Raw genomic sequence first — 22669 nt, 5'->3', positions numbered from 1 at the left:
AGTGGAGAATACCTATGCAGCAATTCAGAAAAGAAAGCGTCCAGACCTTATGGCACTATATTCCGATTAATCAGGTGTTAGAACAACTGAACACAACTTCTGCGGGATTGAACGATCTGGAAGCTGAAGCACGCCTGAAAATACATGGCTTCAACCGTCTGCCGGAGCCACCGAAGCGAAGCATCATGATACGTTTCCTGTGGCAATTCCATCATATTCTGATTTATGTACTGCTCGGTTCGGCAGTCGTCACAGCAACGCTGGCGCACTGGATAGATACTCTCGTCATTCTGGCTGTCGTGCTAATCAATGCCATCATTGGCTTTGTTCAGGAAGGCAAGGCAGAAAAATCAATGGATGCCATTCGACAGATGCTGACACCTCACACTTCCGTATTGCGCAATGGCGAGCGTCATAGTATTACTGGAGATAAACTCGTACCCGGTGATATTGTAATACTCGAAGCGGGCGACAAGGTCCCGGCTGATTTGCGGTTACTGAAAACACACGGTTTGCAGATACAGGAAGCGATTCTTACCGGTGAATCGGTGCCGGCACAAAAGCAAATCGAAAGTGTTGCAGCCGATGCCCCGCTGGGTGATCGCCACTGCATGGCATTTTCAGGCACCGTGGTTACTGCAGGGCAAGGCAAAGGCGTGGTGATAGCCACAGGTGTTTCGACTGAAATTGGCCGCATCAGTGAATTGTTATCGGAAGTCGAAACACTAACCACGCCGTTGATCAAACAAATGCAGATTTTTGCTCAATGGCTAACCATCTTCATTTTGCTTGTTGCAATGCTTTTACTGGCATATGGATATTTCGTGGGGCATCATGAATTTACTGAAATGTTCATGGCCGTGGTAGGACTTTCGGTTGCGGCGATTCCTGAGGGCCTTCCCGCTGTGCTAACCATCACGCTGGCGATAGGCGTGCAAGCAATGGCGCAGCGCAATGCCATTGTACGGCGGTTGCCTGCTATTGAAACCATCGGTTCAGTATCTGTGATTTGCACTGATAAAACCGGCACATTAACCCGCAATGAAATGATGGTTTCCTCAGTACTAACGCATCAACATTTGTTTACGCTGCAAGGCGCTGGCTATGAACCGCAGGGCGCCCTATTGCTGGAAAATGCCGAAGTCTTTCCCTCCGAATACACCGTACTGAAAGAACTGGCGCGCGCTGCCGTCTTGTGTAATGACGCATCCTTGCATAATCATACTGGCGCATGGGTAGTCGAAGGTGATCCGATGGAGGGCGCACTGCTGGCTTTCGCCTGTAAAATCGGTATCGAAGTCCCTAAAGAGCAGGCAATCTGGTTGCGCACCGACGTCATCCCCTTTGACGCTAAACATCGTTTCATGGCGACGCTGAATCATGATCACGAACACCATGCGTGTGTATTCATCAAAGGCGCGCCGGAACAGATTCTTGCCATGTGCTTACAGCAAAGCATGAGTAGCGGCACAGAACCTTTGAACAAAACCTATTGGCAAGAAAAAGCCGACTGCATTGCTTCACTTGGTCAGCGAGTATTGGCGTTCGCCGCTAAGCCGGTGGAACCGGAGCACGCAATTCTTGAATATTCGAATGTAGAAAGCGGTTTCATATTGCTCGGTATGACTGGAATGATCGATCCTCCGCGCACAGAAGCGATAGCAGCTGTAGCGGAATGTCATGCTGCCGGCATTCAAGTCAAGATGATTACCGGCGATCACGCAAAAACAGCGGCTGCAATTGCTGAGCAGATTAATTTGCAAAACCCAATAACCGTATTGACTGGTGCTGATATTGATAGAATGGACGATACTTCGCTGAAAGCAGCTGTACTGGAGTGTGATGTCTTTGCCCGCACCCATCCAGAACACAAATTGCGTCTTGTCACGGCGCTGCAGTCTCATAACATGTCTGTCGCCATGACAGGTGATGGGGTAAACGATGCGCCAGCACTGAAGCGTGCCGATGTGGGTATTGCAATGGGCAGAAAAGGCACAGAAGCAGCCAAGGAAGCAGCGGAAATCGTGCTGACGGATGATAATTTCGCTTCCATTGTGAATGCCGTACGTGAAGGTCGCACTGTATATGACAATATTAAAAAAGTTATCAGCTGGACTTTACCGACTAATGCAGGAGAGGCGATCACGATCATAGTGGCGTTACTATTCGGCATGACGTTACCAATTACACCACTTCAGATTTTATGGATCAATCTGATCACTGCTGCAACATTAGGCATTGCACTCGCCTTCGAACCGACCGAAGAAAACACCATGCAACGCCCGCCTCGTGCAAGAGGAGAATCGCTGCTTAGTGGTGAATTGGTATGGCAAATTTTACTCGTATCTATTTTATTCTTTTGTGGTATATATGGCATATACACCTATGCTATCGAGCAGGGCTACAGTATTGAGCTTGCGCGCACGCTGGCGGTAAATACAGTATTAGTTCTGGAGATCTTCTACTTATTTTTTATTCGGAACATTTATGGCACATCATTGACATGGAAAGCAATACGCGGCACCAAAGTAGTCTGGCTAACGATTCTCATCATTACTACTGCGCAATTATCAATTACTTATCTACCGCCTCTACAGGTAATATTTTCCACAGCAGCAGTACCATTTCTGGATGGCGCATTGGTCATTGGCATCGGTATCGCGCTATTTGCTATTATAGAAACCGAAAAGCAGATCCGCCTGCGACTGAAAAATCTTAAATTATGAAATGAACATTCTTCCTTAGTCTCGCAAATGGCTCTGAAGTCTAAATAAAGCTGTCGTATCTTGATCGTTTTCTTCTTGTAAATAAAGGAAGAATTAAACCTAGTAACAAACCACCCACCAAGATTAAGGCACCGGTTATAAGCCAGTCTTTCTGTCTGTGATCTCCTAATTCAATATTTTCCAGCTGCAAGTTATTAAGGCGCTCTTCAGTCATTGCTAGCTTTTGATGTAATTTTTTATTTTCTTCATCAATAGATAGTACATTAGCAGATGTTTTCTTGATTGAAGCCAATTGTGCTTCTAATTGCTTATTTTCACTTTCAAGTTTTGCAATACGCTGATGGGCGCTCTCGTATTCACTTTTTATTGTTTTTAATTGGGAAAGCACAGAATGGTCAGGATTATCGGCAGGGCCTATTTCTTTGAACATTCTTTCTAACTGCATTCTTGCAGTAGGTTCAGCGCTCAAATAGCGGCTCAGTATCCAACCCTCGACACCACCATTTGTTTTAACCCGCGTATGTCCGGTTTCCGCGTCAATCTCCAAAACTTCCAGGGCAGTACCGCTTTTCAACATCCTTACAATGGCATGACTAAGGCTCGGGCCTTTGCGCAAGGTTACTTCCAATTGATCAGACACATACCGTGTTTCAGCAGAAACCAACAAAGAATACAAAGTGCAACAGATGAACCCAATCAGCAAAGCGACATATTTATACTTTCTCATCATTTCGAGATTCTAGATTTAAGAGTTAGTAAGAAATAGAATCCAACCAGACTCAAACCCAAATCGAGTAATTGGTTCTAGTAGGTTCTGGCTTTGGGCGGAAAAGACTCGACGGTTAATGGTTTCAGGCGCACCGGTTTATAATCGATCCGGTTGTTCTCACTGAAATATAAAGTATGTTTTAACCATTTGACATCATCCCGCTGCGGATAATCATCACGGGCATGGGCGCCGCGACTCTCACGCCGAGCTTCCGCAGAGATCATCGTGGCTGTGGCCACTTCCTTCATGTTCTCCAGCTCTAGTGCTTCTATGCGTGCAGTATTGAACACTTTGCTTTTATCCTTGATTTCTGTTCGACTGATACGCTCGCCGACCTCAAGAATTTTTTTTACACCCTGCGTCAGCGTATCTTCAAAGCGAAAAACCCCGCAGTAAGTTTGCATGGTTTTGGTCAAAGCAGCATTCACCTGAGCAACATTCTCTCCATCTTGCTGATTTTCCAGACGATCCAAGCGACTCAGTGTTTTATCCGCAGCATTTTCTGGCAGAACCTTATGATGTGGACTCGCTTTTAAATCCTCAATAATCTGATTAGCTGCAGCGCGTCCGAACACCACCAGATCGAGCAAAGAATTGGTGCCAAGACGGTTAGCACCATGCACCGATACACAAGCGCACTCTCCTACGGCATAGAAACCAGATACGACTTCCTCCGGACCTGTTTTATACGGTGCTACCACTTGGCCGAAGTAATTGGTTGGAATGCCACCCATCATGTAATGCACAGTGGGCACCACTGGAATCGGCTCACTAATAGGATCGACATGGGCAAATTTAATGGCCAGTTCACGAATCCCTGGCAGCCGGGCTTTGATGATCTCCGCGCCCAGATGATCCAGTTTCAGCAGCAAATGATCCATCTCCTCGCCGCAACCTCGTCCTTCCTTGATTTCCATCGTTAAGGCCCGTGAAACCACGTCACGGCTGGCCAGATCCTTGGCGTGGGGTGCGTAACGTTCCATAAAGCGTTCGCCATCCTTGTTCAGCAAATAACCGCCCTCCCCGCGCACGGCTTCACTGATCAGTACGCCCACACCGTAAACACCGGTTGGATGAAATTGCCAGAACTCCATGTCTTCCAAGGGAATTCCAGCACGCGCAGCAATTCCCAGGCCATCTCCAGTATTGATCAGCGCATTGGTACTGGCTTGAAAAATCCGTCCACCACCGCCGGTAGCGAATAAAGTGGCTCTGGCCTGCAAAATCGAAACTTCACCCGTTTCCATCTCCAGCGCAGTAATGCCCAGGACATCGCCTTGCTCATCACGAATCAGATCCAATGCCATCCATTCAATGAGAAACTGCGTATTGGCGCTGATGTTGCGTTGATATAAAGTATGCAATAGTGCATGACCGGTCCGATCAGCTGCCGCACAGGAGCGCGTTGCCTGCGCTCCACCGAAATGCTGTGATTGCCCGCCGAACGGACGCTGATAGATCTTGCCATTTTCCAGGCGATCAAATGGCATGCCAAAGTGCTCCAATTCATACACGACTTCATTGGCTTGGCGGCACATGAATTCGATCGCATCCTGATCACCTAGATAATCGGAACCTTTTACCGTGTCATACATGTGCCAATGCCAATTGTCTTCGGTTACATTTCCCAAGGCAGCAGCAATCCCCCCCTGTGCCGAAACCGTATGCGAACGCGTAGGGAAAACCTTGGACAACACTGCTACTTTCAATCCCGCCTCGGACAACTGCAAAGCAGCGCGCATTCCGGCACCGCCTGCACCTATAATGACCACATCGAATTTTCGTTTGATTATTGCCACATCAACTCCACAATATCTCAGCAGCCCACACCACGTAAAACAGCAGTGCGATAATCACCACAATTTGCAGGGTAAGGCGGATTGCCGTGGAATGGATATAATCCATCAGAACGTTGCGTATCCCGATCCAGGCATGCCAGAACAGGCAAATGAAAAACACAAAGGATGCAATGCGCAGCCACTGATAACTGAATATGCTTTTCCAAGCCGCATAATCTTGCGGTGCAGCCACGAACACGATACCCACCAATAACAACAGATAAATGACCATCAGAACAGCTGTCACCCGTTGCGCCAGCCAATCTTTCAAACCATAATGGGCACCTGTTACAGCAAGTCTAGGTGGCTTTACCATAGCATCAACCCTGCCAGCACCGTTAGCATGATACCCATCGCCAATACCAGCTTGCTTCCAGCACGTGCTTGCGTCAGCTTGATGCCCACATGCAGATCCAGCAACAGATGCCGGATACCGGCACACAAGTGATGCAAGAAAAACCATAGAGAGAATAACAGCATTAACTTGATTACTGGATTGCGCAAAAAATCCTGCAGAGCTTCAAAGCTTTGCTGTGATTGCAACAGCATTTGCAAGCTGCACAACAATAAGGGAATACCGGGGAAAAACAGCAAAACGCCGCTAATTCGATGCAGAATTGAAACCACAGCAGGCAAAGGCTGGCTGATCTTGAAGAGATTCAGATGCTTGGGGCGTTTGTTGTGTAATTTCGCTTCCATGCGGGAAATTCTTAAGGAGAAAATGCTGTCGCTAAATTCAACTCATATGCTGAAATCGTATTCAAGTGTAGTCTGTTACGTGGCATGATTCAAGCCAAAACTTAAATAAAAAACCCAGCTGCAAGCAACCGGGTTTTAGAAATACCAAATTATCTACTAGAACTTTGACTGATTGACGAGGATTGGACACGGCGGTTGTCAAGACTGTATCCCCCTGCTCCATGCACAGCCAATAACACCAGGCCGCCAGCAATCGCAATATTCTTCATAAACATAATCATTTGAATCTGATCTGAAAAATTGTTGTGAAAGATTACGCCAGCTGCTATCGTAAATGCTGCCAATGTAATCGCGATCAGTCTGGTTTGCCACCCCGCGATAATGGTTAACCCACCACCGACTTCAAGTAATATCACCACCGGCAATAACATACTTGGTACGCCCATTGCCTCCATATAACCTTGCGTGCCTTCATATCCGCTAATTTTGAATAAACCGGAAAGCAAAAAAATTTGCCCAAGAAATAACCGTGCAATTAATTGACTGATTTTTTCCATCTGAATCTCCTTGAAAGTTGATTAATGACTTTATTTATCGCGTTTGATCCAAGCACGATCACGCACAAAATTGTTCGATTGAAAATCTTGCATCGCCTGGTCAATTTGCTCTCTGGTGTTCATCACGAATGGACCATATCGAGCAATAGGCTCGTGAATCGGCTTACCGCTAATGACCACCAGTCGCGCACCTTCTGTTCCAGCGACAAAATCAAATGCACTGTCATCAGCACCCAAGACAATAAGAAAATGCTGAGACACATTTTGCCCATTGAATCGGCCATTTCCCTCAAACACATACAAAAAATTACTGTTTTCGACCGGTAAACGATGATGAAAATGTTTGCCGGGTTGTATCTGCACATCCAGATAAGTCACATGGGTAAGGTGATCCTCTATCGGTGCGCGGACATCCCCAAAGCGGCCGATTAATACCTTGAGCGTATAATCAGCTGTTTTCACGACAGGGAATGCCTCTGCAGGATATTCCTGGTATTCAGGGTGATCCATTTTGTGAGCTTCGGGCAGATTGATCCACAGTTGAAAGCCACGCAGCAAACCATTTTCCTGTTTCGGCATTTCGGAATGAATGATACCGCTGGCGGCCTTCATCCACTGCGCAGAACCCGGACCCAAATCGCCACTATTGCCCATGCTGTCCTGATGTGCCATATGACCATCAATCATGTAAGTAAAGGTATTGAAACCGCGATGCGGATGAGGCGGGAAGCCGGCAATATAGTCATTTGGGTTATCACTGCTGATGTGATCCAGCAGCAGGAATGGATCATAATTGCGCAAAGCTGGTGAGCCAATCATGCGGTGCACGATCACACCGGCGCCTTCCGATACCGCTTCTGCGGGAATCAACCGTGTAGAACTATTGACTGTATTCATAGTGTTCTCCTTGTTTTCTAATAAATCGTTATGTTTTACTTGCTGTGAGTATTATCATCGTTGTTATAATAAGAATAAACATCGATTAATAGAAATAATTGTTCTCATATAAGCAACAATACAACAATGGATCGATTTGAAAATATGCATGCATTTGTGCGGGTCGTTGAAGCCGGTAGCATCAGTGCCGCTGCAGATCGCATCGGCGTAGCTAAGTCAGTGATCAGCCGGCGTTTAAAAGAACTGGAGGAGCATCTGGGTGTCGAGTTATTTCATCGGACTACTCGACAAATGAACCTGACGGACAGCGGCCGCACCTTTTATCAACAGTCTGTACGTATCCTTGCAGATATCCTCGAAGCCGAGCATGCCACATCACAGTTTCATGGCGCCTTAAGGGGTAGCCTAAAGGTAGCTCTGCCGCTGAGTTTTGGTTTAATGCATCTGGGGCCTGCGATCAACGCGTTTTTACAAGCACATCCAGACATTGAATTCGACCTGGATTTTAATGATCGTCAAGTGGATCTGCTCGCGGAAGGCTTTGATTTGGCTATTCGTATTGCCAGCCTGCCGGATTCCAGCTTGATTGCACGCCGTCTTGCTTCTATCCAGGCAATTATGTGCGCAAGCCCGGCTTATCTGGAACGCATGGGTAAACCACGATTACCAGAAGAATTAATCAATCACCGCTGTTTGGTTTACAACCTGATCAGTAATTTTGATACCTGGAATTTGTATGATGCCGATGGACAATTGATCAAAACCAGGATAGTTCCTTATTTGAAAGCCAACAATGGTGAATTCCTTCGGGATGCCGCTGCTGCTGGGATGGGTATTGTGCTGATGCCGACATTCATCGTTTATAAAGAAATTGAAAGCGGCCAATTGATCCCGCTGTTGACTGAATATCGCTATTCACAGTTAGAAGCTTATGCCATTTATCCACAAACACGCCATCTTTCCCGGCGTGTCAGAGCTTTTGTCGATTTTTTAATCAAGCGATTTGAAGGATCACCGTATTGGGATTTGTGTTTGCAAAACGAAAGGAATGCCTGAGAAAGTACCAACTGAATCATGCCGCACGATAACAATGCTTATGGCACATAAAATACGGCGCTTAATAGCACATGTTCGTCACAGGATAAAGCTTACTGATAGCCGATTTGGCATGAAATGCTGGGATTAGAGTTCATCCCCACGGGCGTGGGGAACACACGGAAAGCAAAGTTAACGGAAATCAATTTACCGGTTCATCCCCACGGGCGTGGGGAACACAAATCAAATTCACCGATGATTTTATAATCAGCCGGTTCATCCCCACGGGCGTGGGGAACACGAGGGTTAAAAAATGGCATCAGTTAACAAATTCGGTTCATCCCCACGGGCGTGGGGAACACTCTAATCAAATCATGCATGACCATGTTTATTCCGGTTCATCCCCACGGGCGTGGGGAACACTATTGATACGTTCCTCATGTAATCTGTACACACGGTTCATCCCCACGGGCGTGGGGAACACACGCTCACGCTAAGCAAACCAGAATCCAAAATCGGTTCATCCCCACGGGCGTGGGGAACACCAGAAAAATTTGGCCTGGTTGAAAACATTACCCGGTTCATCCCCACGGGCGTGGGGAACACTTATTAAGTTAAAAAAGAAAAAATAATTTTATCGGTTCATCCCCACGGGCGTGGGGAACACTTTACACACTCTATAGATACCAACTTCCATCCCGGTTCATCCCCACGGGCGTGGGGAACACATAAAGAGAATGAAATTGCTCAGAAATATCTACGGTTCATCCCCACGGGCGTGGGGAACACTTATCAACTTCTAATTTTCCACCACAAATAGCCGGTTCATCCCCACGGGCGTGGGGAACACCTATCCCACCAATCCAGATCAGATTCTGAGCGCGGTTCATCCCCACGGGCGTGGGGAACACGCCAGCAGAGCCGAAGTTACCGCCCGCGAATACCGGTTCATCCCCACGGGCGTGGGGAACACCGGCGCTCATCTGGACAACTCCCGCCGCATCCCGGTTCATCCCCACGGGCGTGGGGAACACACTGGTCACACTAATAGTTGTCGTGTCTGAATCGGTTCATCCCCACGGGCGTGGGGAACACACTCAGATTTGCACTCAAATACCTAACCCGCGCGGTTCATCCCCACGGGCGTGGGGAACACGTCTAAAAAATATACGTAGGTCGCGCCACCAACGGTTCATCCCCACGGGCGTGGGGAACACGAGGTTTCCGTTTAGTCGATTCGTCGTATCCCGCGGTTCATCCCCACGGGCGTGGGGAACACGCACACGGGGCCGGCCATGTGCTATAATGCTGCGGTTCATCCCCACGGGCGTGGGGAACACTGACAAAATTACTAATACGCTGGCTGATAATCCGGTTCATCCCCACGGGCGTGGGGAACACAAGTGCGCGATTTGCGCGTACGATTACAACGGCGGTTCATCCCCACGGGCGTGGGGAACACGCGTATCGGTAATTTTGTCAATCGCGCTCATGCGGTTCATCCCCACGGGCGTGGGGAACACAATCAAACGGGTCGATGGTTTTTGCGTAAATGCGGTTCATCCCCACGGGCGTGGGGAACACTGGATTTTTAATTACGTCAAAAATAGGGCGGGCGGTTCATCCCCACGGGCGTGGGGAACACGACTGTAGACATAGGCACGGAGGCTGCCACTTCGGTTCATCCCCACGGGCGTGGGGAACACACTTCTTCTATCTCGCTGAAATATCAGCGATAAAAAAGGACTCTGAATTTTACCAAATTTTTAAGGAACGTCTTCCCTTTTCTCGGGTAAAAACGAAACCAGTTTTGCACCGTCAATTTCGGTTGGGCTTCTTCGGTTAGTACCCAATGTCACGAAATCGAACCCAGCTTCGTTATTGTTGCGCCATGCCATTACGGCGTTACCGTCTTCGATCCCTTTTTCGACTTGATCCCAGATGTAATCGCGCACTTTGGCTGAATAATTTCCGACATAAACTCCCGCTCGGATTTCCAGTAACCAGATCGCCAGTCGCCCACGTAACCGTGGCGGGGCGTTTTCAAGCACGATGACCAGCATCACCCATCCCTTCAGGATTCGGTATCGCAGGCTGTACAGAATCATTTGGTGCAGCCGGTGGAGAAATTTCACCAGCGGAAAGCATTTCTTCTATACCCGGTATGATTCTTTCCAGCAATTTGGTTTCGCGAAACACATCCCGACACGCAAGCCTTACTTGCTGTTCCGGTTTGCCAGGTCGTTTCGCGGCAATTCTAAATGCCAGTGGAACAACGGTTTCAAACTTGTAAATATCCGCCACATCGTAAACAAAAGACAACGGTTTACCGGTATGAATAAAACCCACCGCAGGCGCGTAACCTGCTGCCAGCACGGCTGCTTCGGTTACGCCATAAAGACAGGCGGTTGCGGCGCTCAAACACCGGTTGGGCATATCGCCCTTATCCCAATCTTCCGTATCGTAATTCCGCGCTTTCCATTCCACACCGTATTTTTTCGCAATCAATTTATATGTTTCACGTACTCTTGCACCCTCAATGCCGCGCAATTGCTCGACACTGCGACGCGCGGGCGGTTCTTCTCCAAAACGCATGGCATACATCTTACGCACTACTTTCAAGCGCAATGCCTCATCCAAAGCCAATTTAGCCTGATACAAAAGCCTGTCGGCGCGGGCCCCGCCCGGTTGCCCGGATGAATAAAGCCTTACACCAGCTTCGCCAATCCATACCAGTAACGTACCTACACGTGCAGCGAGCGCCGCTGCTGCATGCGAAACCCGCGTACCTGGTTCCAGCATCAGACAAGCAACACCACCCACCGGAATATGCGTGCGCACACCGGTTTTGTCGACCACAACGAATGCGCCGTCCAGCACATCCAGATGGCCTTTCTCAATAAAAAGAATCGACAAACGCTCTTTCATGGCAATGGGTTTAAGCGGCGGCAACATCAGCAATCAGGCAACAGCAAATTCTGGAATGGATGATGATTCTTCCAGCGATAGGTTTTAAAGTCACGCATATCGGTGGAAAGGATTCGTCCATGCCCTAATGCTTCAGCCAAAACAACCAAAGAGGCATCAGCCAAATCCATGGGCAGGTCTGCATATTTTTTCATCAGTTCAATCATATGCAAAAGCTGCTCCGAGCTAAGCTCATAACCGAGAAACAAACCCTCATGATAAGAAGCCAGAAACTCGCACACCTGCTGCAAACCCAACCGGCTTTGCAATAAATAGCTTGTTTCAGTAATGACAGGCCACGTTGAAATCAACTCGCCATCAATGTTCTTCAGTGCCGCAACCGCTTGCACATGAAAAAAATCATCTTTATTGATCAACGCATACCAAAATCCAGTATCAGCGATGATCAAATTTTTCATCGATATATTCAGCAATATAATGCTTATAATTCACCGAACCATCTTTCGGCCCATGACCGATTCCAGACAGCTTATCAAGCAGCTTCCTGTTTTTATCCTTGCCGCTTAATTCCGCTTTTTCATACAACAAGTCAATGGCCTGTTTGATTACATCAGTAGTATTAAGATGTGTTCTCTGCTGAATGGCTTTAATTTTTTGCTCATAACTAGCATCTACTCTAACGGTTATTCTCATATCGCATTCCTTGTCCGACTGTTTGTCTGACAGACTATAACATTATGCTCTGGCAATGGAAAGCAGGCCACAGCCGAAGGCTTTGGCAGGACCAATACCTTTTTGTAGTTGATTGAGAAAGCCATGCGCATCAACAACCGTCAGAATTCCATCAAACAACACGGGTTGTATTTTGCCGCTATGGTTGTCTTTCTGTTTCCGAAAATACAAAACTGGCTCCGGCTGAATCAATAGTGCTTCCAACTTTGCCCAGCTTTGAAATTTGCGTTCCAGCCAAGCGTGCTGCTCTTCTTCATGTAGCAATGGCACTCGAACCGTTTTGGTATAAGCATAACCCTTCTTTACGACTGTTCCTTTACGGTCGTCTTTAATGGTCCTAATCGGATTAGCCCGCAACCGAAAACGTAGCCTTTGTCCAACACATGGATTAATGTCATAGCTTCGTTGTGTCAACAATTGAGGGTTTTTTACATTTTCATCCGGTTTTTGCATGGATTGCATCAAGACTTGCGTGCTAGTTCCTTTTTGTTGCTGTTCAACACGAAACAAAAAACCACGATCATCCTTTTCATGACCAGGAAACAAGCGCCACAACGCTTGATGAAACTGATAAGGATCCTTTGCCTGCTGCCACGGGATATAGACTTTACTCAAAAACATGTCCATCTCCTTTTTCAGCGGTCATATACACTATTCGGCTGGCGAATTGACGGGATTGGTGAATAATGGGTACGTCGCGCTTTTTTAACGGAATCGTATTATGGCCGGGTATGTCTTCATCACTGTATATCGTTCCCTGGCCACTACCATTGTAAGCCAACGCGGCCAAAACCGAATCTTCTGACACTTGAGCTTCGAATAAGGGTCGTGTCATTGGACAGCTGCGTCGACCTAAAACCGGTGTGTACAACGGTTGTTTTAGGGCCGATTCTATGTCAGACAATGAAACAGGCGCATTTTCATACTCCCATACCGCAACCGTATAAACGGCATCCTGCCAGTACTCCCGCCATGTCTGTATCGTATCGTGACTGCTCAGTCCACGGTAATCTTTACGAGCATTTTTGACGGTATGATAATCAGTCATCTTTTGACATTGTTGACCGACACGTACGGCGAACCCGACGCTTAAGGCCAAGTTTTTCAACCGAGTCTGATCGTTACGCTCGATTCCCAAGCAAGCCCCCAGCAGCCCTAACAATGCACTGCGGGTAGGAAAAAGTTCCGAAGGTCTTAAACCCTCAAAGGTTTCCTTCCCCCATGCCTGTAACGGGCCAGTCAATTTCAGAATCAAGTAGTCGCGCATGATAATTAACCTTGGCTATTGTTTCTAATCCAGCTTTCAAGATGCGGCAATGAAGGTTTAATCGTAATCCCCTGAGGCACTTCGATTTCTTCCAGTGAAAATTCAGCACACCGTTCTCGCAGGCCATAACCGCGATGCACTTTATCCCAGTAACCATTCAATGCCTTGAAAGACGGTTCTCTAAATCCGCCTTTCTGATCAGCTTGTACCGGTTCTTCAAAAGCATTTGCCAATGATATAGGCTGATGAGAGAAACTGACCAAAGCAACATCAGCCAAGTTGTGCGCTGCGAAACTTTGCTGTTTGGCACTAGGCACTTCTGTAGCCAACATATGCAATACATGAGCAGCAATATCGAGCGCTCTGGCACGGCTTTCCGGTGTTTCCTCACCTTTCATGCCCGATAACAATCCGAGATTAACCTGTAATTGCTTGAGATTTAAGCTGGCGTAACGGTAAAACACACCAGAGGAAAATTCCTGAGTATCTAGGTGACCGGAACCAAGTTCCTGCAAATCATCAACTGCTGTAAACCAGTCAATATCAGCATCGACGGCATGCGTGGTAATTGCGTGGGCGACGGCTAATGCACCGTCTATTTTCCCGACCTCGCTCATCAAACCTGAAGTTGCCATTCTGCCGGACAAAGCAATATCCAAGCCGTTAGCGAGTGCCTGACGAAAAGCCTGGCCGTCTTTTTTTATTTGTTTTTGCAAGTCTTTTTCACTGGTTCCATCTTCTTCCATTAATTTAATCTGTTCACAGAAATAAGCAATTTCTTCAACGACCCAAGGTGCAACAGCATCGTTTTCCACTTTATTTTCCGAATCCAGTTTTTTTTCACTGAGTAATTCAATGGTTTTTTCTACTAGCGCCTTATCGAATCTTTCAGCTAATGCCTTAATTGCATAATCCTTCAAATTATTTTTTTCGGGATTCCAAAGGTGCTTGGTTCTGACACTGGGTTCTCCGAGATGTTGACGGTAATAATCGCTATGACGCATGGTGCGCTTCAAACTTTGACTCGAAATCCTGACTCGGCGCTTGCCGCCAAAAATAGCCGATTTTTGCATGTTCATATCATCCCGATTTAAACAAGCAGGGCTGTGAGAAATCAGAACATGGAAATTGATAAAGTTTTCGTTCATGAGTCGATATCCTTATGCTTAAGCAGTCATTTTGATGTTTTGGTAAAAGAAAAAGTCTTCCAATAGCTGACGTTTTGCCAGATCATTCCAGTAATACAACGTCTTAGCGGTAGACAACCAATCCAGTTGCGGCTCGGCCTGTTTCAACAGGCGACGCAATTGAATCAGATCGTTCGGCTCTTGCGAGCGTATAACCATAAACAGGCGTTTCTCGTTGATATCAGCCTTGGCCAATGCTTTACCGAGTGAATCACCATTGTCTTGATGCCGGATTAACGGCAGGCAATACAGCAATCGCAGCATGCCTTTATGCGCCTTGTTATCCTTCAACACCCGGTAAGAAGGGGGTATGTTAACTTCTCCCAAAACGCCGTACACTTTTGACTTGATACCCAAACTTGCCGAGATTTAGGTACCGTCGCCAACTTACCGCTGCGGTCTGATTGTTAAATGATTATTTTCTGGTTTGCTAAATATTGAGTGTCTGTTGAGTAGCAAGCTTTAATGGCTTATCACCAAGCCGCTTAAGCAGCCCTACATAAGCATTAATTTCGTCCCGAATTACGCCATCAGGCAATAGAGCTTTAGTAACCACTACTCGGGCTAATTGCGGATGCATTCTAATCACGCCTTGCCTATCAACTACAAAATCACTTCGACGCCATCGTTGAGCAGCCACCCAACTAAAAATAACCCGGTCGACTTGAGGCCGTAGCGGCTCCATTAAATCAAAAACCAGCGAGGCCCGCCCATCCTGATCAGAATGAAGGCTTCCCACGGCCACATCGAGTCCTGCAATCTGTAATACACGTTCCACTTGCCCAGCCAATATTGCATATGCATAATTCAATAAGGCATTGACTGGATGTGTGGCTTTATAACCCTTGCCGGAAATACCTGATGCTCTCTGAGTAAAACTTTTCCACTCAACCGGCACATCTTTTTCCTTCCATTTAATCGCACTATTCCAGCTAGTCCAATAGATGATCGCTGCCCTGGCTTCAAACAGGCGTAAGGATTCCAATGCTTCAGCTTTGCCGATAGAAGCAAAAAAAGGAGTCAAAGTTTCAGCCAATTCCGGCTTAATCCTTTGGCAAGCTTTCAGTTTTCGACTTAAAATTTCTTTCGCCAGTGCAACAGGCTCAACCAAGTATTGTAAGCGTCGTAGCGATATAACGTGAGGTGTATGTGGATGGGTCAAGGCTGTCAAGTTGGCGTCCCGATCTAATATATAAAGCGCAATACGCTGATCAGCACACCATTGAATGGCCGCTGTGGAAAGGCTGCCGGTAGTATTCAAGACGATAATCGCCCGTATGGCATGAACACCACGTGAGAACCTTCTTTCTCGATCTGGTACTGTAGAGCAGCCAAAGCCAGAACGTAACACCAATTGACCTTTATCTACTTGAAGACTGCATCCGTTTCCAGCTAAGGTAATCACATCCTTTTCTTTGGTTTCTGCTGCCCAGCGTTTGCCTGACTCAGCGTATTCCTTGCCATTGAGTGTAAATTGGATATAAGTTGGTGAACCATCTGATGGGGTAACATCAAAAGGACGGTCATCGTCCAGTGTTGAAACTGAATTATTAATTTCAGCAATAGGAACTGTTTTATTGATGGGGTTAAATTTTTTAGCTGAACTGGTTGTTTTTATAACCAAGCGCTGTTTTTCACGTGCTCTGCCACTGTTGGAGCAGGGCTTTGAACAATATTTCGCCCGCTTATCTTTTGTGGCGAATTCACTTTGACATTGAGGGCAAGTTAAATAATGCATTTGGTTCTTCCAATTTGCTATTGAGCATGTCTTTAATGTTTTCTGGCACTACAAGTTCCTGTTTATTTAAAGCTTCGGCAACTAATAATGGAATAAGTGGTAGAAGCAGGTCTTTGTATTCACAATACACGAGATAAAAAATGATAGCCGTTAAATGAGCATTGTACTGAACCATTTCTTTGGAATAAGGATAAGGTTTCTTACGTCGCAGCTTACCGGAAGGCTTTGGCATAAGCATATTGAGCAAGCTGTTTATAATGGCGTTGTCAGCCAAACCCGTTATGGGTAATTCTTTGCTTTGTCCACATATCAGATCAAACAGGCTAGCTATTAATGCTGCAAAAGAAATTACTGCCGGGCTTTGATAAGCGATTTCCAATTGTTCTGGTTGACTGTTTTCGATTAAATCTCGCAATACTTTCGGTCTGAAGAAGCTCGCAAGGGCAGCGAGTGATTTGAAGTGTTCCTCTTCTTCATTCAAGTCCGTATAGCCCAAGCGGCAAATGGCAAATATTGCTTTCACGAACTCACCATGGGCGGACATCCGATCGCGAGTTGAACGCTCCAAATTTGCAGCTCGATCAGTCGGGTCTGGACTATCGACTCTCTGCTGCTTTTCCAAGTCAGCAGACATTTTCTTACAAGCTGCAAGAAGATGTTTCTTCAATAGATCTCCTCTAATCCAGAACCCGGTAGCAATTAAGGCTTGTTCTGCAGCTTTGCAATTCAGCCTTTTTCCTTTCACGCAGCCAGCAATAACTTGTAACCGTCCAATACAGCTTTTTCCCCAAAGACTCTCCTGGCGCTCGCCCGGCCCAGCTCCACATAACCGCTGTCTAGGTAGCAAGCCCTTCTGTTGCCAACGTAGAAGCTTGTTGTAGTTTATGGGGACATCTCGCATTCCAGCGGTGCCAATTATTTTCTCTGATTCCTCAATTAGCTCAGATGTAGTGATAAATATTTCCATCAATATTTTCAGATTTACATTATTCGGCATTTCTGCGTTTGTCAGCAATCTCTAAGAGATAAATAATTATATACATTATAACAATTTAATTAATTAGTTAGATTATTTATTTGTGGAGATTTATATGACAAACACTACATTCTCAAATCAACGCTCAAGCACTTTACCCGTAGTTTTACCTATAAGCTGGATAGAGCGCTTAACCCAATTAGCCCGTGAACGTGGCATTAACCGCAGCGCTTTGGTGCGTGAGGCATTGCAACAAACACTGTTTGCCGAAGACAAGACCGCACCGAAGGATATTGAGGAAGTATAAGGCTATGTCAACCAAAAAACGGGACTACAAAGCCGAGTACCAACGGCGGCGGCAATTGGCAGAAGAGAGAGGGTTATCGATTGCGCAAGCCAGAGGCCATGCTAGAAAGGAAGAGACTAAGGTTTCTGAGTTAAAGCGCTCGGGCTTAATCGGTAGTACTCGCACAACAACCGTTGAGCGCTTTTACCAAGTAATCAAGGGGGTTTCGTCTGGGAAATCTTTATCACAAGCAGCCAAAGATGCGCGTATCTCAGTAGCTACCATCAAGAAACTTGATTTAGAGCGGAATATTTTACATCGAATATCAGATAGCAAGAGTAAGCGCTGGGAGACCTTAAGTAGAGCTCGCTTCCCTATCCTGACAAAGGATGGAAAATTATTCAAAGACATCCTTTTAGATTTCAAGAATGCCAGCATCGTTGGCGATTATTGGAATGCCACATCTAAAGCACGGATGGGAAATGCATCTGCCCTAGATGTCTTCGCTCATACAACAGTCTTCGATATGAACGGTAATCAGTATCGTTTGTTAACTTCAGTTGATGACCTGATTTCCATTTTCGAACAAATGAGCGATGCCGACCAGGAAGGCTATGAACGCTCGTTTGCTTCTGAACAACGCGCATTCAGGGTGATGAATTATGCATCCTGATTATCGATGCTGCAGACAGTGTGGGGAATATCGTAAAGCGGCCTTGCGAAAGCCGGAAGTTGGCCTTTGCCACAACTGCGCTGACAGAAAACATCACAAGGGATTATGCCAAATTTGTCACCGCAATCATTTGCCGTTAGAGCTGCATCATTTAGCTGGAAGAAAGCACGCTCCCAACATCGTACCGATCTGCCTTAACTGCCATGCCATGTTATCGCGTCGCCAATATGAATGGCCTGATTTATGGCTGCATGAGCGTTGTGCCTTGTTTTTAATATGGGGAATTCTTGATTTTTATGTTTTAACCTTTAATCCGGCAATCCCGTTCGAGATATTCAGCGAGCAATGTGTTGAGGCAATGTCGGAAGCATCTCGCAAGAATGCGATAGGCCCTTTCTCTCTAATTCAAATCATGCTGTTTATTGCTGTTCTGGTATGGGCAATAAAAACTATCCCGGCATCGGCAATCAAATCTATAGAAGAACCTCAATATGCAGAGTAAAAATCACAACACACCGAAACCTGTAGCGCAATATCTACGTTGTTTTATTGAAAAGATTGATGCAGCAGAAAACGGCTCATCGAAGAATGACCGAGCCTCTAAACGAAAACACACATCTAATAATTTAAACGCAGAAGCTCAAGCTATCCAGGAAATTGGTCGCCCCTATGAAGGCTATTGTCTAGTATTCGACACTGAGACAACTATCGACAACCGGCAAGCTTTGCGCTTTGGAGTTTATGCAATTTATGGTATCGATCCTGACACGAGAGTCTGGCTTTATCGGCAAGGACAATTGAACCGTGAAGCCCTGGATAAACAAAAAGAAGTAGGTATTTTTTATAACCCAGATGAAATCAACAATGATGAGCTCTCGTTACTGCAGCAATTTGCACAGCTGCATAACCTACAACTTTACGAGAAAGAAGGGTTTATAAGCAAAGTTTTTTATCCATGGGTATACCTTCGATATGCCTTGTGTATCGGGCATAATCTGCCTTTCGATTTATCCCGCTTAGCGACGTGTTGGGGTGAAGCGAAAAGTAAATTCTATGACGGTTTTTGGTTAACACTATGTGATTGCCGTACTGATGATTCCTGTTTTGACCATCCGCCAATTCGCATCAAATCCTTAGGCGGAAAAAAGGCATTATTTGACTTTCGTGCGCTACGTAAACCTAGCAGAAAGGTGAATAGATATCGGGGGCGATTTTTGGATACGGCTACTTTTGGCCGTGCATTGTTAGGCCCTGGTGATAGTACTTTGGCAGGCATGGGAAAGCGATTTAAGGCTTTTTTACTTAAAATGGAAGGCAATGTCGAACACGGCGGGCCTTTGACAGAAACTTATCTCACCTATGCGCTCCAAGATGTGGAAGCTACCTGGGCTTTATATCAGGCCGAGCGTGAAGTTTACCGGCAGCATGGCTTAACAAAAGAACCCTGGAAGATTTTTTCTGAAGCTTCTATCGGCAAAGCTTATCTCCAGGATTTAGGTATTCCGCCTTTTTTGAAGCGACACATAGAATTTCCGAGAATTGCCATCGGACGGGCAATGATGGCCTACTATGGCGGACGAACTGAAGTTCGCATTCGATTGCAGCCTATCGAAGTAATCTATACCGATTTCACCAGTGAATACCCGACAGTCAATGCCTTAATGAATATTCAAGAACTCTTGCTTGCTGAAAAGATTGGTGTAGAGCCTTGTCTTGAAGAAGCGCAGCACTTATTAGCTATCTTAACCCTGGACGACTTGTTAGCGAAGAAAACGTGGCCTTTGTTGCGTTGCTTTGTCAAAGTAATACCTGATGGTGATCTGTTACCTGTTCGCACAACTTATGGAGAACAGAGCGCAGCAACTAATATCGGACTAAATTATGTTGATTCCGGGCCAGCTGTTTGGTATTGCTTGGCCGATATCTTGGCTTCAAAACTGTTAACCGGAAAAGAACCAAATATCGTTGACGCATTTAAGCTCGTACCAGAGGGACATATTAAGACCAAGACATGGAAGTTATTCGGTGATGAACGCTTCTTAATTGATCTGGAAAAAGATGATTTATTTGCCCGTGTGATTGAGATGCGGGCTGATATCAAGAAACAAATGAAAAACCTACCATCAGGTAGTAGTGAATTTCTTTACCTGGATGGTTTACAACAAGCACTTAAACTGATTGCCAATTCGACCAGCTATGGCGTATTGGTTGAAATCAACCCCGATGACAGCAATGATAAAAATATGCCAGTGCATATCTATGCCGATCAGTGTATTAAAGGCAAAACCAAAGCGATTGAAGAACCTGGCCTTTATTTCATAGGGCCATGCGGAGCGCTAATACCTGCAGCCGGTCGTTTACTTTTAGCGATGGCTGAGAAATTAGCGGTTGAGCGAGGAATTGATTATGTGCTATGTGATACTGATTCAATGGCTTTTGCGAGACCTGAGGGTTTAAGCCGCGATGACTTTAATACCAAAGTAAAGGAAATCTGTGATTGTTTTAAGTCACTCTCACCCTACAGAAATCTATCTGAGCTTTTAAAAATTGAGGATGTTAATTATTTTAATGGAGAGGCTGAGCCTCTGTATTGCATCGCGGTTGCGGCCAAACGCTATGTTTTATATAACCGCACCGATACAGGCTATCAAATAAGAAAATTCTCTTCTCATGGCACGGGTAGTTGGATGAGACCGGCTGCCTATGATTCTAAAACACCTGAGCCTTGCGATAACGTCTATAAACTTGGCGGTCATCGCTGGATGTATGATTTGTGGTATAGCGCAATTCAACAAATCGAGCAGGGGGAAGCGCATTTATCCCTATATGATCTTAAATTCTTATTTGAGCCTGCGCTTACTCGAGTAACAGTTTCTACCGCGCAATTACTGAAACGGTTTAAAGATATTGCGGGTATCCGTCCGTTTTCCTTCATGACGATGTTACCGTCATTAAATCAGGCTGATCTATTGGGAAGACTAAACAATAATTTTGAGGAACTAAGTTATCGACCTGATAATTTATTTAGTCTCAAGGGCATACCTTTTTATGCTCCCTTTGGTGCTTCTTATCATGCTATTCGCGATCAAATCAGACGCATGGATAATCAGAACTTGATAATTATTGAACACAAGACATTGGCAGAGTGTATAGTCAATTACTTTTCGCATCCGGAAGTAAAAGCTGCTAATCCGAAAGGCATTGGGCGACTAGAGCGGCAGCATCTCCAAATTGTTGAGCATGTGTATATTGGGAAGGAAACTCATCGCATCAAGGATGATATCAGTGAAGCAAGTGAAGGTATTATCGACTATGAGGAAGCAGCGGAATATCAGCACACGGGGTTGGCTGAATTGCTCAAGCAGCGGCCTATGAAAGAATGGATCCGATTGACGGGAATTCCACGTCAGACATTATATGATGTCAGAAATGGTGCAAAGCCAAACCCTGAAACTAGAGGAAAAATTTTAAAAGCTTTGTATACGCTTAAATAGATTTAGACTTGACCATTTCAACTGAATATTCATCATTAATAAAAGTTTGAATACGGTTCAACTCGTTAAAATATAATTTAAGGAATTTATGGATAAATTAACTATTTTGATGAGGCTGCTTATAATATAGTCTAACCAGTTAAGAATTTTTCAGAATGAATATATAAGATTTGAAGAGCATCGGTTTGGTCTTATTGTGGCTCTAGCAGAGTTAATAATATCTGATGAATTGTCATAGTTCATTAGCAAGTTCATCAGGCTGTTTTTTTCCAACGCCATTCAGATTCTTTTAGATGCAGATCAAAGTTAATTGATACACCATTAAACTTTGCCAGCCGCCGCTTAGTAAAACTCCAAAATGATTTAATATGATTAATATGGCAATGCCCATCCCGAACAAATTTATTATCACAATGGGATACATGAAAGTGTTTGGAATATCCTATACCTACCAAACCATTGTATTCATGCCAGCCATCATTATAAATGACGCTTTCAATCGATACTTGACCAATTTGCGACCGCGCTTGAGTTTCACATGATAATCACGATGCCGTTTCGCACCTTCATTCCTTTCATCAACTTCCGCTCTGCCTAACAGCAGAGCTGCTTTATTAATAGGTATCAAAGCAAAAGTTTTGATTTTTTTAATATAATAATCAGTTAATTTACTGTTTCTTAACATCTTACTAGACTAACAGAATGTATCTGCTAGTTTGGGCCCTTGTTACTAGGGTCTGTTGATAATTGAAGATAAGTATTTAATAGAAAGGAGCAAACTCGTAATATTGAGGTTCCTATACCACCAATGAGACGAGTTTGCGATGCCCCGATTGATGCTCAGTGATGAGTTCTGGTCGAAGCTGG

22 protein-coding genes, 1 pseudogene and 1 CRISPR repeat array are annotated in these 22669 nt (G+C 45.5%); of the genes and pseudogenes, 6 read left to right on the top strand and 17 right to left on the bottom strand.

All coding sequences use genetic code 11. The features are described 5' to 3' along the window. Positions 1-14: 14 nt before the first annotated feature. Entirely contained in the window at positions 15-2726 is a 2712-nt protein-coding gene (locus tag BM021_RS11970) for a cation-transporting P-type ATPase (protein ID WP_090721268.1), read from the top strand. Between the two features lie 40 nt (positions 2727-2766). On the opposite strand, the gene BM021_RS11965 is transcribed toward BM021_RS11970, so the two are convergent. From BM021_RS11965 to BM021_RS11940, 6 genes are all read right to left on the bottom strand, one after another. Next, complete coding sequence (locus BM021_RS11965; RefSeq protein ID WP_090721267.1) at positions 2767-3456, bottom strand: TIGR04211 family SH3 domain-containing protein; 690 nt, start codon at positions 3454-3456, stop codon at positions 2767-2769. Between the two features lie 74 nt (positions 3457-3530). Further along, complete coding sequence (gene sdhA / locus BM021_RS11960) at positions 3531-5294, bottom strand: succinate dehydrogenase flavoprotein subunit (protein WP_090721266.1); 1764 nt, start codon at positions 5292-5294, stop codon at positions 3531-3533. Position 5295: 1 nt separating this feature from the next. Next, positions 5296-5649 carry a succinate dehydrogenase, hydrophobic membrane anchor protein gene (gene sdhD / locus BM021_RS11955; RefSeq protein ID WP_090721265.1) on the bottom strand — a complete coding sequence of 118 codons (354 nt, stop codon included), beginning with the start codon at positions 5647-5649 and terminating at the stop codon, positions 5296-5298. Further along, on the bottom strand, positions 5643-6032 hold the full coding sequence (gene sdhC / locus BM021_RS11950; protein ID WP_090721264.1) for a succinate dehydrogenase, cytochrome b556 subunit: 390 nt from the start codon (positions 6030-6032) through the stop codon (positions 5643-5645). Before sdhC ends, sdhD begins: the two co-directional genes overlap by 7 nt. 149 nt (positions 6033-6181) lie before the next feature. Further along, positions 6182-6589 (bottom strand): DoxX family protein, encoded by a 408-nt coding sequence (locus BM021_RS11945; protein ID WP_090721263.1) that lies wholly within the window; start codon positions 6587-6589, stop codon positions 6182-6184. 30 nt (positions 6590-6619) lie between these two features. After that, positions 6620-7486, bottom strand: a complete 867-nt coding sequence (locus BM021_RS11940) for a pirin family protein (protein ID WP_090721262.1) — start codon at positions 7484-7486, stop codon at positions 6620-6622. Between the two features lie 126 nt (positions 7487-7612). On the opposite strand from BM021_RS11940, the gene BM021_RS11935 reads away from it, so the two are divergent. Continuing rightward, the gene (locus tag BM021_RS11935) at positions 7613-8542 is read left to right on the top strand and encodes a LysR family transcriptional regulator (protein ID WP_090721261.1); all 930 of its coding nucleotides are present in this window, start codon (positions 7613-7615) and stop codon (positions 8540-8542) included. 129 nt (positions 8543-8671) lie between these two features. Beyond that, positions 8672-10227: direct repeats of the CRISPR family, unit length 29 nt; unit sequence CGGTTCATCCCCACGGGCGTGGGGAACAC. 60 nt (positions 10228-10287) lie between these two features. Here BM021_RS11935 and cas2e read toward each other — a convergent pair. The 10 genes from cas2e to BM021_RS11885 form a co-directional block, all read right to left on the bottom strand. After that, positions 10288-10584, bottom strand: coding sequence for a type I-E CRISPR-associated endoribonuclease Cas2e (gene cas2e, locus BM021_RS11930; protein WP_090721260.1), 297 nt, complete (start codon positions 10582-10584; stop codon positions 10288-10290). Next, positions 10565-11476 carry a type I-E CRISPR-associated endonuclease Cas1e gene (gene cas1e, locus BM021_RS11925; protein WP_090721259.1) on the bottom strand — a complete coding sequence of 304 codons (912 nt, stop codon included), beginning with the start codon at positions 11474-11476 and terminating at the stop codon, positions 10565-10567. The genes cas2e and cas1e overlap by 20 nt, the downstream gene beginning before the upstream one ends. Continuing rightward, complete coding sequence (locus BM021_RS11920; RefSeq protein WP_177186369.1) at positions 11476-11907, bottom strand: PIN domain-containing protein; 432 nt, start codon at positions 11905-11907, stop codon at positions 11476-11478. The genes cas1e and BM021_RS11920 overlap by 1 nt, the downstream gene beginning before the upstream one ends. Then, positions 11885-12142 (bottom strand): hypothetical protein, encoded by a 258-nt coding sequence (locus tag BM021_RS11915; protein ID WP_090721258.1) that lies wholly within the window; start codon positions 12140-12142, stop codon positions 11885-11887. Before BM021_RS11915 ends, BM021_RS11920 begins: the two co-directional genes overlap by 23 nt. Before the next feature lie 42 nt (positions 12143-12184). Beyond that, a complete protein-coding gene (gene cas6e, locus BM021_RS11910) occupies positions 12185-12802 on the bottom strand; it encodes a type I-E CRISPR-associated protein Cas6/Cse3/CasE (RefSeq protein ID WP_090721257.1) in 618 nt (205 codons plus the stop codon). Then, on the bottom strand, positions 12789-13448 hold the full coding sequence (gene cas5e, locus BM021_RS11905; protein ID WP_090721256.1) for a type I-E CRISPR-associated protein Cas5/CasD: 660 nt from the start codon (positions 13446-13448) through the stop codon (positions 12789-12791). The genes cas6e and cas5e overlap by 14 nt, the downstream gene beginning before the upstream one ends. A gap of 5 nt (positions 13449-13453) precedes the next feature. Beyond that, complete coding sequence (gene cas7e / locus BM021_RS11900; protein ID WP_090721255.1) at positions 13454-14596, bottom strand: type I-E CRISPR-associated protein Cas7/Cse4/CasC; 1143 nt, start codon at positions 14594-14596, stop codon at positions 13454-13456. An 18-nt stretch (positions 14597-14614) separates the two neighbouring features. Then, positions 14615-14992 (bottom strand): type I-E CRISPR-associated protein Cse2/CasB, encoded by a 378-nt coding sequence (gene casB / locus BM021_RS11895; protein WP_218147860.1) that lies wholly within the window; start codon positions 14990-14992, stop codon positions 14615-14617. Positions 14993-15065: 73 nt separating this feature from the next. Next, positions 15066-16373, bottom strand: a complete 1308-nt coding sequence (gene cas1, locus BM021_RS11890; RefSeq protein ID WP_090721253.1) for a CRISPR-associated endonuclease Cas1 — start codon at positions 16371-16373, stop codon at positions 15066-15068. Next, positions 16339-17340: a hypothetical protein gene (locus tag BM021_RS11885; RefSeq protein WP_143074336.1), complete on the bottom strand. Its 1002-nt coding sequence runs from the start codon at positions 17338-17340 to the stop codon at positions 16339-16341. Before BM021_RS11885 ends, cas1 begins: the two co-directional genes overlap by 35 nt. Positions 17341-17464: 124 nt before the next feature. Between BM021_RS11885 and BM021_RS11880 the strand changes: the two genes are divergently transcribed. From BM021_RS11880 to BM021_RS11865, 4 genes are read left to right on the top strand one after another with little or no spacing between them, the layout of a single operon-like run. After that, positions 17465-17656: a ribbon-helix-helix domain-containing protein gene (locus BM021_RS11880; protein WP_090721251.1), complete on the top strand. Its 192-nt coding sequence runs from the start codon at positions 17465-17467 to the stop codon at positions 17654-17656. A 4-nt stretch (positions 17657-17660) separates the two neighbouring features. Next, positions 17661-18308 (top strand): hypothetical protein, encoded by a 648-nt coding sequence (locus BM021_RS11875; RefSeq protein ID WP_090721250.1) that lies wholly within the window; start codon positions 17661-17663, stop codon positions 18306-18308. Next, positions 18298-18810: a hypothetical protein gene (locus BM021_RS11870; protein ID WP_090721249.1), complete on the top strand. Its 513-nt coding sequence runs from the start codon at positions 18298-18300 to the stop codon at positions 18808-18810. Before BM021_RS11875 ends, BM021_RS11870 begins: the two co-directional genes overlap by 11 nt. Then, on the top strand, positions 18800-21802 hold the full coding sequence (locus BM021_RS11865; protein ID WP_090721248.1) for a hypothetical protein: 3003 nt from the start codon (positions 18800-18802) through the stop codon (positions 21800-21802). Before BM021_RS11870 ends, BM021_RS11865 begins: the two co-directional genes overlap by 11 nt. Positions 21803-22034: 232 nt before the next feature. Here the strand turns inward: BM021_RS11865 and BM021_RS11860 are convergent. Continuing rightward, a pseudogene (locus tag BM021_RS11860) lies at positions 22035-22487 on the bottom strand (transposase). Positions 22488-22669: the final 182 nt, after the last annotated feature.

It is taken from the genome of Nitrosomonas sp. Nm166, assembly GCF_900112825.1.
Lineage (GTDB): Bacteria > Pseudomonadota > Gammaproteobacteria > Burkholderiales > Nitrosomonadaceae > Nitrosomonas.
The sequence above is the reverse complement of the archived record's forward strand: the minus strand, read 5'-3'. Positions and strand labels throughout refer to the sequence as shown.